Consider the following 12,567-nt stretch of genomic DNA (forward strand, 5'->3'; position numbering starts at 1 on the left):
CATGACCGGTTCGTCCAGGCGGCGCCATCGCATCGCGGTGCTCGCCCTCGACGGTGTGCAGCCGATGGAAGTCGGCATGCCGTTCCAGACCTTCGGCCTCCACGACAGCCGCTACGACGTCATCTTGTGCGGGCAGTCCGCCGGGCCGGTCGAGACCCTCAACGGCTGGTCGCTCACCGCGCCGTACGGCCTCGACGAGGTGGTCACGGCGGACACGGTGATCGTGCCGGCCTACCGGGGCTCGGAGCGGGACACCCCACCGGATGCCACCCCGGACGTGCGCGACGCGCTCCGCGAGGCGCACTCCCGTGGCGCGCGGATCGCCACCATCTGCGCGGGCGCGTTCGCCCTGGCCTCCACCGGCCTGCTCGACGGCAAGCGCGCGACCACCCACTGGCTGCTCACCGATGAGCTAGCCCGCCGGCATCCGCGCGTCGAGGTGGATCCCGGCGTGCTCTACGTCGACAACGGTTCCCTGATCACCTCGGCCGGGGTGGCCAGCGGCATCGACCTCTGCCTGCACCTTCTGCGCCGGGACTGCGGCGCGGCCACGGCCACGTCGATCGCCCGCGGAATTGTGGCCGCGCCACACCGCGAGGGCGGACAGGCACAGTACGTGACCCGCCCGCCCGCGCCACCGAACCGCACCGAGCTGAGCGCGACCCTGGAGTGGGCCCTGCGCCGCCTCGACACCCCGCTGACGGTCGCCGAGTTGGCCGCGCACGCTGTGGTCGCCGAGCGCACGTTCGCCCGGATGTTCACCGCGCAGCTCGGGGTCAGCCCGATCAAGTGGCTCACGGCCGCCCGGATCAGCCGCGCCCGCGAACTACTCGAGACGACCGACGCCGGCATAGACCACGTCGGCCAGGCATGCGGTCTGGGAACCCCGGCGAATTTCCGCCACCACTTCCGGCTCGCGACAGGAACCACCCCGACCGACTACCGCCGCACCTTCTCATCCCGCACCCCCCACCCGGTGTCCACGCCTCGCCGAAGAGGGTTGCTGGCGGAGTTGCAGGCGGAGTTGCAGGCGGACTTGCCCGGACCGCTTGGCCCTGGGCGGACATCAGCACCACGATCGCCCGCCATCGGGTCGAACCCTGGCGGCGCGAACGGGCGTGTGCGCGGGGCCTGCTGAAGCCGATCGCGGGAAAGAACGGTTGGACACTGGCGGAAGTGGCCGGGGAATCCACGCCGGATGGATGGAATGCAGCGGCTGCTCAACGCCGTGTCGTGGGACGCCGACGGTGTCTGGAACGGTCTCCGCGCCTATGGGGTGGAGCAGCTCGGCGTGCAAGAGTGGACGAGCAGAACGCCGGTGATCGAGCCGGTGACCGTGATCAACTGTCCGGCCTGATCGTTCGCCGTCAAGGGGTCTCGAGTGCGGGCTCGACCCAGGCCCCACTGACATCCACGCAAGCGGCGGCGGAAGTCCGCAGGGTCACCCGCCGCACACCCGCGAGTTTCGCCTCCAGTTCCTCGGCCGACTTCACCGGCAGAGTGATCGAGGCCACCGTGACGCCGTCGGCGATCACCGCGAACGTGACCGGCGCTCCGGTCGGCGTGTCGCGCACGGCGACCTTCGTGGTGAGCCTCCCGGAGAAGCCGCCGAGGTCGTAGGTCTCCACCAGCACACCGGGAACGCCGTTCACGCAGGACAGGTGTGCGATCTTGGCCTCGAAGCCGGGTTTGTTCTCGACGGTGACGGTCTCATCGCTCAACACCCGCCCGTCCAACGGCGTGAGCCGGGCCAGCGGACCAGGGGACGCGACCTCCGCGGAGGGTGCCGTGCTCGATGGAACACTGCTCGAGGTGGTCGTCGTGGTAGGTGAGGGCTGGGTCCACGGAGACGATGGCGCCGACCCGGTGGGCGACGACCCGAACGGGATGCCCACGGCGACGCCCAGTGCCGTCACCGCGACGATTCCGACGATCACCGCACCCCAGACCAATCCCGAGGTGGTATGAACGTGCACACCACCCTCGATCGCCCCGGCTTGGACAACAGGTGACTTGGCCGCGTTGGACGTGCCAGTCGATGGCCCGTCTAATCGGGTCACGGCCGCAGTGTGGTGATGGTGTACGACCACGTCCCTTCCCGCTTGGACGACCTTGCTGGAGTTCGAGGCGTCCGCCGACTGCTGAGCGACGAGCGGATCCGGCCTGGATTCATGGTCCACGGGAAGATTCTGCCCCGCAGCGACTCACCGCTCCGGACCCCCGTCACGTTTCCCGACCCAACTGCGGCCCCGCCCGCAATAGTGCGGCCGGGGCAAGCTCGACGAGCCCGCCGTGGAACTGGTTCCGCAACTGCGTCCAGGTTCGGTCCGCTGGACTCGGAACTTGCAGTAGGGCGGGGTGACCACCCGCCCTACTGTTCAGGCGACGAGCCGTCGATAGCTGACGTAGGCCAAGATCCACAGACCAATGGCGAGGGTCCTCTTTGGTCACCCAGCGCCCGCTACTCCCCCAGCACCCTCATACGCGCCAACGGGACGTGGTGCTGACCGGCGTGAATATCGCGGTCTCGAAGCGAACCCTGGCTGATCGGGCGCGGGAAGGACACCTTCACGACGTTGAGCGAGGGGATCCGGAAGATCTGGATGGAGCGGGCGTCCACGCCGTAGAGCCCGCTCACCACCTGTTCGTTGATGAAGGACTCGTCCGCGACGATCGCATAGCCTTCGGAGTCGCGCATGAACAGCTCCATGGTGACCCAGAACGGACCGGCGTTCTTGGAGCGCACCTCGATCGCCAGGTCGGCGAGCGTACGTCCCTCCGCAAGGGTCTCAGACATAACTGGCCTCTCCCATCTTGGTGCGGAACAGCTTGGTGGGGGTTGTGTCGACGGCGTGGTTCAGCACGAACTCGTACGCGGGTCCGCGCTCGATCTCGGCCGGGGAGTAGGGGAAAGCCAGACTGGGCAGGTAGTCCATGTCATGGGCGGGCAGGTGGAGCATGAGTGGATTGGCGACTTTCGCGACGGCGGTGGCGGTCGCCTGGTCACCGGCGTTGACGAGCAGCATCACTCCGACTTCCCGCGGAGGTGCGGACTCGGGCTCGAGTTCGTCGAGCACCGCGTTGTGGCCGTAGAGACGGATGTCGAAGGCGTACTCGGACGGTTCGAGTTCCAGCGTCTGCCTGACTCGACCGATGATCGTCTCGCGCAAGAACCCCGCCCAAGCGTCGATCTGACCGAGGATGATCGGGTCTCGGACCGCGCTGAAGGAAACGGTCTCGAAGCCCGAGATCCGAGCCCCCTCCAGCTTGATCGTGTACTGGTCGGCCACGTGGAACCGCGAGCCCTCCACCCGCACGACGCGGTCGTCAACCGCGGTGTAGACGGCGTCTCGGACGTCAAGCGTGCCGTCAGGCTCGCGCATCTCGAACGGGTTGACCGTCTCGTAGAGCATGTGGGCCGCCACGGAGATCGGGGTGCACGCCGCGTCCGGGCTCAGGGGCTCGATCGAGAACCCGGTCGCGTCGATCGTGGCGAGCACCCCACCCTCACGCGGATTGGTCGTGCACAGACCGCCACACTCGACGATCTTCGCGGCGTGCCAGGTCGGACCCGCGGGCATCCCCTTCATCAGCGGGTACGCCGCAGCAACCGCGGTGTCGGTAGCACGCCCGGCCAGCACGACCTGCGCTCCGCCCTGGAGGGCTTCCACGATCGGCTCATGCCCCATGACCCCGACGATGTGGGTGCAGCTCTCGAGCGTCTCCGAGTCGAGTTCTCCCGCCGGTGCCAGAGCGCGAACACGGCCGGCGGCCACGTCGTCCTTCAGGTGGGCCGCGTCCTGCTCGCTGTAAATTCGCGCGACCTTGAGGTCGATGCCTTCCTCCCTCATCACATCCGCGACGATTCCGGCGACCCAATCCACCCCCTTGTCGGTACCGCTGGTGCCACAGGAACCCACGATGAGTGGAATGTTCGCTCGGGCGGACGCCCTGAGCAGGTGGCGAAGGTCGCGCTTGACCGCTTGCGCCGTGGACTTCGAGCTCGCCGAACCCAGGTAGTAGGGCCCGCTGTCGGTCGATCCACCATCCACGCTGATGACATCGGCACCGAGTTCGAGGCCACGCTCGATGGTGGCCTCCGGAAATCCGCTACCCAGCATCCCGGTGGCGGCAAGCACCCGGACCACGTCTCCTGGTCGGTTGTCCATCTTCTCTCCCTGTGTAGTCGACGTAGTCATCAGGAATACGTGGGTCCATCTACACCGGCATCCGCGGTGATCGCCGTCTGATGCCGAGCGTTCACGCAGTGCCGGGCCTGGCCGGCCAGAGCAGCGACGAGTTCCACCGCCCCTTCCATTCCGGCAGCGGCCCGAGCCTGCGCGGTCTGTCCCGCGAGGTGCGAGTAGACGACGATTCCGTCCACACCGCGCAGCGGACTACCAGCGGGCAACGGCTCTTGAGCGGCAACGTCCAGGTGTGCGCCCGCGATTGTTCCGTCACGCACGGCGGTCGCGAGAGCGACTTCGTCGACCACACCGCCCCGCGCGGTATTCACCAGGAAAGCCGTCCGCCGCATCTGGTGCAGCTCCGCCATTCCAATGAGTCCACGGGTTCGCGCCGTCAGCGCGGTGTGCAGCGAGACGTAGTCCGAGCCCGCGAGCAATTCAGGTAGGTCCACGAACCGAACGTCATGGCCGACGCGCTGGTCACGTGGCACTCCGGTCACGCACAGCACGTTCATGCCGAAAACACGGGCGAACGGCACGACAGCCCGCGCCACGGTTCCGTATCCGACCAAGCCGAGGTTCGCGCCGCGCAACTCCTGTCCGTCAGCGCGCGGCCAAGTCCCTGCCGCAACACCGGTCGCGCTCTGCACCAGACCACGGGCAGCCGCCAGCAGCAATCCCATGGTGTACTCGGCCACGGCGTTCGCGTTGATGCCGGGCAGGTTGCTGACGGTGATGCCCAAACGCGCCGCCGCTGCCACGTCGATCGAGTCGTAACCGACTCCGGTGCGAACGATGACGCGCAAGTCCGGAGCCTGGGCCAGAACCTCGGCGGTCATCGGCTCGTTGCCGACCAGGGCCGCACTTATCCCCTTGAGGGCGACCACGAGCTCGTCGGGGTCGCGTGGACCCACGAGCGGCCGGTACACGGGTTCCAGCCCGGCCCCGCGAAGGTATCGGTCGACCTCCCCACCAGGACGGAGGTAATCAGTCGTCACCAACACACGGGTCATAGCGCACTTCCCGTGCCGTACCTGCGCTGAAGCACGCTTACCCGCCCCACGACGACTATCGCGAAACCGGCCACGACCGCGATGTTCAACATCAAGAACGGCCAGCCCGTGACGTCGACCATGGCCCCGACCAGGGCCGGGCCGATGAACGCGCCGCCCGCCCAGCCCACCGTGTAGAGCCCGGTGTAGGTGCCGACCACACGGGTCGACGGCGCGAGGTTCCACAGGACCACGACCGCGTTGATCAGGAAACTGGACGCCCCCACCGCGGCAAGGGCCAACGCCGTGTACGCACCCGCCGGGGCCTGCCACAACGTACCCAGCACCATTGCGACCAAGAAGATGGCCATACCCGCGAGCATGACCTTGATGCGCCCGAAGCGTTCCGCCAGCAAAGCCACGGGGAAGGCGGCGAGGAGGAAGGCGACGCCGCTGGGGAGGGTCAACCCGCCTGCCGAACCTCGGGACATCTCGAGCGCTTCCTGCCCGTACGGGGTGATGAGCGCCCTCAACGCCGCCCAAGCACTGCCGAAGAGCAAAATGCCGACCATGAACAGGAGTCGACTGCGGTCACGATCCCGCACGATGTCAGCAATGGTGTCACGAACCCGAACAGTCGCGATCTCGTCGCCCTTCTGCGCGCGATCCTCCTCCACCGCCGCCCGGTAAGCGGGAGAATCACTGTCGCGGATCTTGAAACCGACCACCGCGATCGAGATGAGCATGAGGACCGAGGGGATGGCGAAGGCCAGCGTCGGGTAGTCGTCCACGAGCAAGGCACTGATCAGCGCGGAGACGATGACCGTCATCCCAGCGGCGAACTTCACCGCCGCGTTGGCGCGACTACGCCTCTCAGGCGAGATGTAGTCGGGCAGGAGCGACTCCGCCACCGGCTTGAAGGAGTTGCACACCAGCGCGTAGGCAAGCATGACCCCCAGGAGCAACGGCAACGAGTCCGCACTGAAGGGGATCAGCACGAACAGAAGCGCCGCCACCGGCATCCCGACCACGAGGAACGGAATCCTTCGACCCCATGGCGTACGCGTATTATCCGAACGATTTCCCATCCATGGCTGGATGAATATCCCAAGAAGATTGTCCGACCCCATCAACAGGCCGACAACGGCAACACTGGCAATGTGCTCACGCAGCAGTGGCGGCACCTGGGCGTCGAAAAAATTCCAGGTCACCTCCTGCGCGAACACCACAAGCGCCACATAGAAGGTAATGCGCACGCCCCGCGGAGGATTCACTTTCCCCACTTGCGCATCATCGACCGCGGTCATCGGGTCGCCTTTCCTAGTCCACGGTTTCATGTACTGATTTCCATGCTTTCCAGGTCACAGCCAGAGGTGGCCGAAAGTTCTTACGCAAGCCCTGGACGTTGACGGAACCTCACGACGTCTCTTCGTCGAAGGACCCGTCCACACCGGCTCCTTGACCCACGTCTCCACTGTGGACGCTGCGCACCCCATCTACAAGACCGCAGCGGACAACGTAGCCTTTCTCCAGCAGAAAGTCGTGGTCTCGGCGGGAGCAGGCAGGAGCAGATGAACGACATCATCGACGATCTCCGGTTCTTCCAGGTGATCGCAGCCAGTGAGACACTCACATCGGCCTCACGCGAGCTGGGTTGTTCCCTGCCAGTAGTCAGCAAACGCCTCAGCGCCTTGGAGAAGAGGCTCGACGTTCGACTGGTGCAGCGAGGTGCCCGTCGGCTTGTCCTGACCTCTGAAGGCGAGCTGTACTCCGCCCGTCTCGGCTCGATCCTCGATCAGATCCGAGAACTCGAAGACCAGGTCAGCGACAGCTCCGAACAGTTGCGCGGATCCGTCGTAGTCCACGCCACACTGGGTTTGGGGCGAACACATGTCGCCCCGCTGCTGAGCGAGTTCGCCGGAGATCACCCGGAGCTGCACTTGCAGCTCAACACTTCCGACCTTCCACTACGACCGCACCGCCGCGAGTTCGACCTGGCCGTGCACGTGGGGGCGCCGGGCGACTCGACCCTTCGCATGCGCCGCCTGGCCCAGAATCGGCGAATCCCGTGCGCCGCTCCCGCCTACCTCGCTCGGCGCGGTACGCCTGCGACCGTGGCGGACTTGGTGAACCACGACTGCATCGTGCTTCGCGAGAACGAGGGTGACTTCGATCTGTGGCGGTTCGGCGACGCCAGTGCGACGCACCAGTTGCGCGTCAGCGGTGGCCTGTCCACCAATGATGGTGATGTGGTCACGCTCTGGGCCCTCGAAGGACGTGGTGTGGTGATGCGCTCCGAGTGGCAGGTCCTCCCGTACCTGGAGAGCGGCGAGTTGGTTCGAGTCTTGCCCGAGGTGCCCACGCCAGCCGCGGACATCTACGCGTTGTTCACCGACGACAGGCACGTTCCTCGTCGGGTGAGCAAACTCGTCGAGCACCTCGCCGCTCGACTTCCCGAACGGCTCGGCAGAGCGCACCCCCGACTCGACCCGTTCTGACGGACGTCGAGATCAGGGGTGACCACCCCGCGCCGCGACCGAGCACGGCGACATCATCCTCACGGCTGAAGCGATCGACGCGCGATCAGAACACGGCGACAGGGTTGACCGGAACGCCTGTCAGCCCGTGAATGCGTGGCGGAGCGACGACGAGCATGAAGCTGTAGCGCTGCGACTCCGCGCACAGCGCCGCGAGATCGTCCAGCGCGGCCGCGTCGATCAACGGCATCGCCATCCGACCAAGCCCGACCCCGTGCAGGGGTGACGGTTCGTCCGGGTCGAGCGGCGGGTGCGCGTCACCGCGGTCCGCGGCGCAGAGCGCGACACCACGCTCGTGCATCCAGCGCACCGCATCCATGCTGATCCCCGGTGAGAGCCTGCCGTCCGACAGCGGCAAGCTCGTCCACCCGAGCCGGACCACCAGCGCGTCACCCGACCCCACCTTCACGCCCTCCCGTTCCTCAGCCCGTTCGAAGTCCCGCGACGTGACGGCGTAACCAGAGGGCACGGGCCCGTCGATCGCCAGGTCGAGCAAAACCCCCCGCGTGGTGATCCCGGCGGCGAACGCCGTCGTCGACGCGTGCGTGACACCTCCGGCGGTCACCACCTGAGCCCTCGGCACACCGGGGTAGACCTGGTCGTCGGTCGACCAGTGCGCCAGCGCGTCGATGTGCGTCGACCTGGCGTGGTGATTGGTGACCAGCACGTGGTCCGCCGCCACGCCGATTCCGGTGTAGGACATCAGGTGCTGCACCGGAGAGGCGTCCACCGTCAAAGGCGCGAACGGGCTGCTGATCATCGGGCTGGGGATGATCGGCTGAGCCAAGGACACGGACCGACCGGTCCGCACCTCCGCGGCGGCTTTCGCGCGCACCGCGTCGGTGACCAGGTTGAGCGTGCCGAGTTCGTCGTCGATTCCCCACCGACCCCAGTTGTCAGGCAGGTCGGAGACAGTCGGAACAGACATTTTCATTGCTCCTCTTAAACAGGCCATGAAGTATTCGCGGAGTGATAAGTACACAATGGACACCAGCTTGCAGGGCTCGGGCGGACTTCTCCCTACCTTCTCGAGCGTGTGCCACTCCTGGTGCTCATCGCGATCGGGCCCTTCCGTCCAGTGAGCGTGTCGCGTGCAGGGACGTGAGGATTTGCAGGCGGTCCGCGTCGGCGCTGTTCGGTTCGACGGTGAAGACGAGCATGACCGGTCCCGGATTGCCCGGTAGGGGGTAGGTGTCCCACGTCAGGTCGATGTCGCCGACCTGGGGCACTCGGAGGGTTTTGCTGCCGCTGACCGCTTCGCGGACGTTGTGGCGGGCCCACAGCCTGCGGAACTCGGCGCTGCGGATGCTCAACTCCCCAATGACCGCGGTGGCACGGGGGTGGGTGGGATCGGCGGCTACGGCGGTGCGCATCATACCCATGTACTCCAGGGCCTGTTCTTCCCAGCCGGGGCAGGTCAGCGGGTCCGTGAACGTCTTGTCGAACATCAGCAGGAGCATGTTGAGGCGGTCGGGTGGGTAGTCGTCCGGCGACCCGAGCAGCGCCTCGGCCATCTGGTTCCAGTCGAGCACGTCGAGGTGCCTGCCGAGCACGAGGGCCGGTGTGGCCATCAACCGCAGCAGTCGTCGGGTGCTGTCCGGTACTCGTTCCCGGTCGTGGTCGGTGTTGACGGGCGCAGGCTGTCTGGCTGCGCGGGCCAGGGCGAACAGGTGCCTGCACTCCTTGTCGTTGAGACCGAGCGCTTGGGCGAGCGCGTTCAGGATGTCATCGGACGGGCGTACCTCCCGGCCCTGCTCCATCCGCTGGTAGTAGTCAGTGCTCACCCCGGCCAGCAGAGCCAGTTCCTCGCGTCGCAGCCCGGTGACCTTGCGCCTTCCACCCGGATCGAGGCCGACGTCTTGCGGACGTAGCTGACCTCGCCGGGCACGCAGGAAATCACCGAGCTCCCGCGCGTGCGGAGTGGACCTGTTCATGGACGTCAGCTTGCCCGCTACCCGACCGCTGAAGATAGGTCTCCCAGACCCGGGCACCCCGTTGGCTCTAGAGCGTCACCCGCACCACCGTGAACGGCAGGTGAGGATTTTCGATCTGATACTGGAAGTTGACGACCAGCAGATCGTCGCAACCGTCGAACGTCGCCGTTGACGGGACGTCCATACCCCGACCATTGATTCGACGCTTCACGCGCGCTCGCGAGTAGTCGTCGGTCAACTCGAGAACGCTGATCTCACCTTCGGGATGGAAGAGACTGGTGATGCTGTACAGCTCGCCGTCGCGCAGCAGCAGGCCATCAGCTCCGATGTCCGTCACCCCGCCGAGATCAACAGGAGTGACAGCACCGGTCGATGTGCTGATCCGGTAGAACGCTTGCGAGTTGGTGTCCGCCATCAGCACGTAGCGTCCATCCGGGGTCACGACGAGGCCGTTGCCGTTGATGCCGTCCTCGTATTCCACCGGCGTACCACTGAAATTCACGGCCACTCGCAACGGCTGGTTGACCGTGGTGTCGTCCAGTTGGGCCGCGCTGATCCGATAGAGGACGGGTTGCAGGGAATCAGTGACGTAGGCGTCTCCGTTGGGGGCGATAGCGACGTCGTTGACCAGTCCGGTCCGCGAGCCGGAGTCGAACACGTGCAGCAGCGCTGCGGCTCGCGTGCTGTACACGAAGACCTTGCCGGTGGCACCTCCCGCGACGACCAGTCGGCCCTTGGTGATCTTCATACCGACCGCGGTGGTACGGCCGTCGCGTCCGCCGGGCAGGAAGACTTGCAGGCTCTGCTGGTCAACCCTGCCACGCCAGATCGTTCCATCGCTTGTTCCGCCGACGTAGAAGTACGGCGTACCGGGCTCGCGGACGATGCCTTCGGGATAGGCCTTGTCCCCTGGAACGACGTAGCGGTCGACAACTCGGCCACCGTGCGCCTGGCTCACCGGTGTCGTCGAACCAAAGGCGGAGAGAGCAAGAGTCACGGCCAGGGCGGTGCTGAGCAGGTGACGTGGACGGGGCTTGCGCATGGCGAACCTCCAGGGAAGTGCTGAAACAACGTCAGTGGCACCGAATTCGCGGCCGAGGTCCGTCCGCGCTTCGTAAACAGGTATGCAAGCTCCTTTTAACCAGGACTGGCAGGGGGTGGCTTATCCGGGGAAGAACCTCTCCCCCCTCTTCCACCGCTGTGGCAGAGGTACCGTGGAGACGTGAGCAACGCCTCTCAGCACAGATCGAGAAATCAGGCCGACGTGAGGGATTTCTTGATGAGCAGGCGCGCCAGGATCACGCCGGACCAGGCCGGACTGCTCACCTTCGGACCACGTCGGGTCCCAGGGTTGCGCCGGGAAGAGGTCGCACGCCTCGCAGGCATCAGCACCGACTGGTACACGCGCTTGGAGAAGGGCTACATCGGTGAGGTGTCCGAGGATGTTCTCCGAGCTGTGGCCAGGGTTCTGCGACTGAACGACGAGGAGCGGATCTACCTGCTCGACCTGGCTCGCGCGGCCCGGCGAGCACGTCGCCCGAGCAGGACCACGCAGGAGTTCTCACCGAGCGTGCAGTGGCTGCTGGACAGCATGACGCTGTCGGCGGCGATGGTCAGCGACAGTCGCCAGGACGTCCTGGCGACGAACGCACTGGGACGCGCGCTCTACGCGCCGCTGTTCACCAGCGACACCACGCTCGAACGTGGGCGCGCGAACTTGGCGCGCTACCACTTCCTCGACCACAGTGCTCGTGACTTCTACGGCGACTGGAACGCGACTGCCGACGTTCTCACCGCTTCATTGCGCACTGAGGCCGGACGCGATCCTCATGATGTCGAGGCTCGTGACCTCGCCGACGAACTGATCGCCGCCAGTCCTGACTTCCGGACTCGGTGGAACTCGCATGATGTTCTCATTCACGCGCAGGGCGTCAAGACCTTCCACCATCCCGAGGTGGGCGAGCTGAGCCTGACTTACCGATCGGTGGATTTGCCCGTCGTCGCCGAAGAGATCATGTCCCTCTGCGTCTGCACCGCCGAACCTGGCTCTACCGCCGAGGACCAGGTGAAGCTGCTCACGAGCTGGGCGGCATCATCGCGAACACCACTCGACGCGAACGACTGAAGTCGTCAACTACTTCAAGAACTCAGGCTCGACCCTCGGAGGCCAGGTAGCGACGCTCAACATGCCCATCGAGTACGCCTTGGACACCAGCGCGGTCCGGTTCGGGGCTTTGAGCTTCCTCTGCATCGCCGCAAGGTGGTACTCGACACCCTGTCGGCTCAGGAAGAGCCTCGACGCCAACTGCATCGTGGACTCCCCCGCGGCCATTCCCTCCAAGATCCTGGCGTGCACATCACTGAGCACTTTTCCTTGACCGTTCGCCGCGCGGTCCCGTTCACCCGCGGTCTGCTTCAAGATCACCAGTAGCGCCGTGATGGACGAGCCGTCCCCGCGCACCGCGATCCCGGTCATGGTCGTGAGGACGGTGCTGCCGTCCGGCTGGATGGCCGCGACCAACTCGGCGAACCGGCTGCGCTTGCCCTCGACCAGCTTCTCCATCTGCCGCTCCAAGCCGGATCGAGCACCGGGGTGGACCAACTCGGCGAAGTCACGGCTGTACACGTCCTGGATCGACCTGCCGAAGAAGGTGAGCAGGTCGATGTTCGCTTCCAGAACTCTCCTCGTTGGATCCAGGCGCGCCATGCCCAGCCCTGACTGCTCGAACATCGAGCGGTAGAGGCTGTCATCAGCCAATCCACCGGAGTGCTCAACCGGATGATCGTCACACGTGAACACAAATACTCCTTACGACGAACAGGAGGCAGCACCCTGCCCACCACTCAAGGGATTCTTCGACGATCGTACGAATGGCAGTAATGCAGAGGCAAACTTCATCGCCCGGACGTAGCTAAT

The 12,567-nt window shown here is 65.8% G+C and carries 12 protein-coding genes and 1 pseudogene; 4 read left to right on the forward strand and 9 right to left on the reverse strand.

Annotated features, from left to right (window positions below; translation table 11 throughout):
* Window position 1: 1 nt before the first annotated feature.
* Both NZH93_RS40340 and NZH93_RS51430 read left to right on the forward strand, forming a co-directional pair.
* Window positions 2–1,138 (forward strand): GlxA family transcriptional regulator, encoded by a 1,137-nt coding sequence (locus tag NZH93_RS40340; RefSeq protein WP_259628592.1) that lies wholly within the window; start codon window positions 2–4, stop codon window positions 1,136–1,138.
* Window positions 1,087–1,291 (forward strand): annotated as a pseudogene (locus NZH93_RS51430) (IS701 family transposase); the annotation flags it as partial. The gene NZH93_RS40340 and the pseudogene NZH93_RS51430, both read left to right, overlap by 52 nt.
* 76 nt (window positions 1,292–1,367) lie before the next feature.
* Here NZH93_RS51430 and NZH93_RS40350 read toward each other — a convergent pair.
* From NZH93_RS40350 to NZH93_RS40370, 5 genes are all read right to left on the reverse strand, one after another.
* Window positions 1,368–2,180 (reverse strand): hypothetical protein, encoded by an 813-nt coding sequence (locus NZH93_RS40350; protein WP_259628593.1) that lies wholly within the window; start codon window positions 2,178–2,180, stop codon window positions 1,368–1,370.
* Window positions 2,181–2,461: 281 nt separating this feature from the next.
* The gene (locus NZH93_RS40355; protein WP_259628594.1) at window positions 2,462–2,797 is read right to left on the reverse strand and encodes a DUF4387 domain-containing protein; all 336 of its coding nucleotides are present in this window, start codon (window positions 2,795–2,797) and stop codon (window positions 2,462–2,464) included.
* Window positions 2,790–4,169: an acyclic terpene utilization AtuA family protein gene (locus tag NZH93_RS40360; protein WP_259628595.1), complete on the reverse strand. Its 1,380-nt coding sequence runs from the start codon at window positions 4,167–4,169 to the stop codon at window positions 2,790–2,792. Before NZH93_RS40360 ends, NZH93_RS40355 begins: the two co-directional genes overlap by 8 nt.
* 29 nt (window positions 4,170–4,198) lie before the next feature.
* Complete coding sequence (locus NZH93_RS40365) at window positions 4,199–5,200, reverse strand: phosphoglycerate dehydrogenase (protein WP_259628596.1); 1,002 nt, start codon at window positions 5,198–5,200, stop codon at window positions 4,199–4,201.
* Window positions 5,197–6,486 carry an MFS transporter gene (locus tag NZH93_RS40370; RefSeq protein WP_259628597.1) on the reverse strand — a complete coding sequence of 430 codons (1,290 nt, stop codon included), beginning with the start codon at window positions 6,484–6,486 and terminating at the stop codon, window positions 5,197–5,199. Before NZH93_RS40370 ends, NZH93_RS40365 begins: the two co-directional genes overlap by 4 nt.
* Window positions 6,487–6,750: 264 nt before the next feature.
* Between NZH93_RS40370 and NZH93_RS40375 the strand changes: the two genes are divergently transcribed.
* Window positions 6,751–7,677 carry a LysR family transcriptional regulator gene (locus NZH93_RS40375; protein ID WP_259628598.1) on the forward strand — a complete coding sequence of 309 codons (927 nt, stop codon included), beginning with the start codon at window positions 6,751–6,753 and terminating at the stop codon, window positions 7,675–7,677.
* A gap of 85 nt (window positions 7,678–7,762) precedes the next feature.
* Here the strand turns inward: NZH93_RS40375 and NZH93_RS40380 are convergent, their stop codons facing one another.
* The 3 genes from NZH93_RS40380 to NZH93_RS40390 all read right to left on the reverse strand — a co-directional run bounded on the left by NZH93_RS40380 (window position 7,763) and on the right by NZH93_RS40390 (window position 10,692).
* Window positions 7,763–8,644 carry a cyclase family protein gene (locus tag NZH93_RS40380; protein WP_259628599.1) on the reverse strand — a complete coding sequence of 294 codons (882 nt, stop codon included), beginning with the start codon at window positions 8,642–8,644 and terminating at the stop codon, window positions 7,763–7,765.
* 124 nt (window positions 8,645–8,768) lie between these two features.
* On the reverse strand, window positions 8,769–9,650 hold the full coding sequence (locus NZH93_RS40385) for a helix-turn-helix transcriptional regulator (RefSeq protein ID WP_259628600.1): 882 nt from the start codon (window positions 9,648–9,650) through the stop codon (window positions 8,769–8,771).
* Between the two features lie 67 nt (window positions 9,651–9,717).
* Window positions 9,718–10,692, reverse strand: a complete 975-nt coding sequence (locus tag NZH93_RS40390; protein ID WP_259628601.1) for an SMP-30/gluconolactonase/LRE family protein — start codon at window positions 10,690–10,692, stop codon at window positions 9,718–9,720.
* A gap of 180 nt (window positions 10,693–10,872) precedes the next feature.
* On the opposite strand from NZH93_RS40390, the gene NZH93_RS40395 reads away from it, so the two are divergent.
* Window positions 10,873–11,775, forward strand: coding sequence for a helix-turn-helix transcriptional regulator (locus NZH93_RS40395; RefSeq protein WP_259628602.1), 903 nt, complete (start codon window positions 10,873–10,875; stop codon window positions 11,773–11,775).
* A 9-nt stretch (window positions 11,776–11,784) separates the two neighbouring features.
* On the opposite strand, the gene NZH93_RS40400 is transcribed toward NZH93_RS40395, so the two are convergent.
* A complete protein-coding gene (locus NZH93_RS40400) occupies window positions 11,785–12,408 on the reverse strand; it encodes a LuxR C-terminal-related transcriptional regulator (RefSeq protein WP_259628603.1) in 624 nt (207 codons plus the stop codon).
* Window positions 12,409–12,567 lie beyond the last annotated feature (159 nt).

Origin of the sequence: Umezawaea endophytica (assembly GCF_025061645.1) — a bacterium.
GTDB lineage: Bacteria > Actinomycetota > Actinomycetes > Mycobacteriales > Pseudonocardiaceae > Umezawaea > Umezawaea endophytica.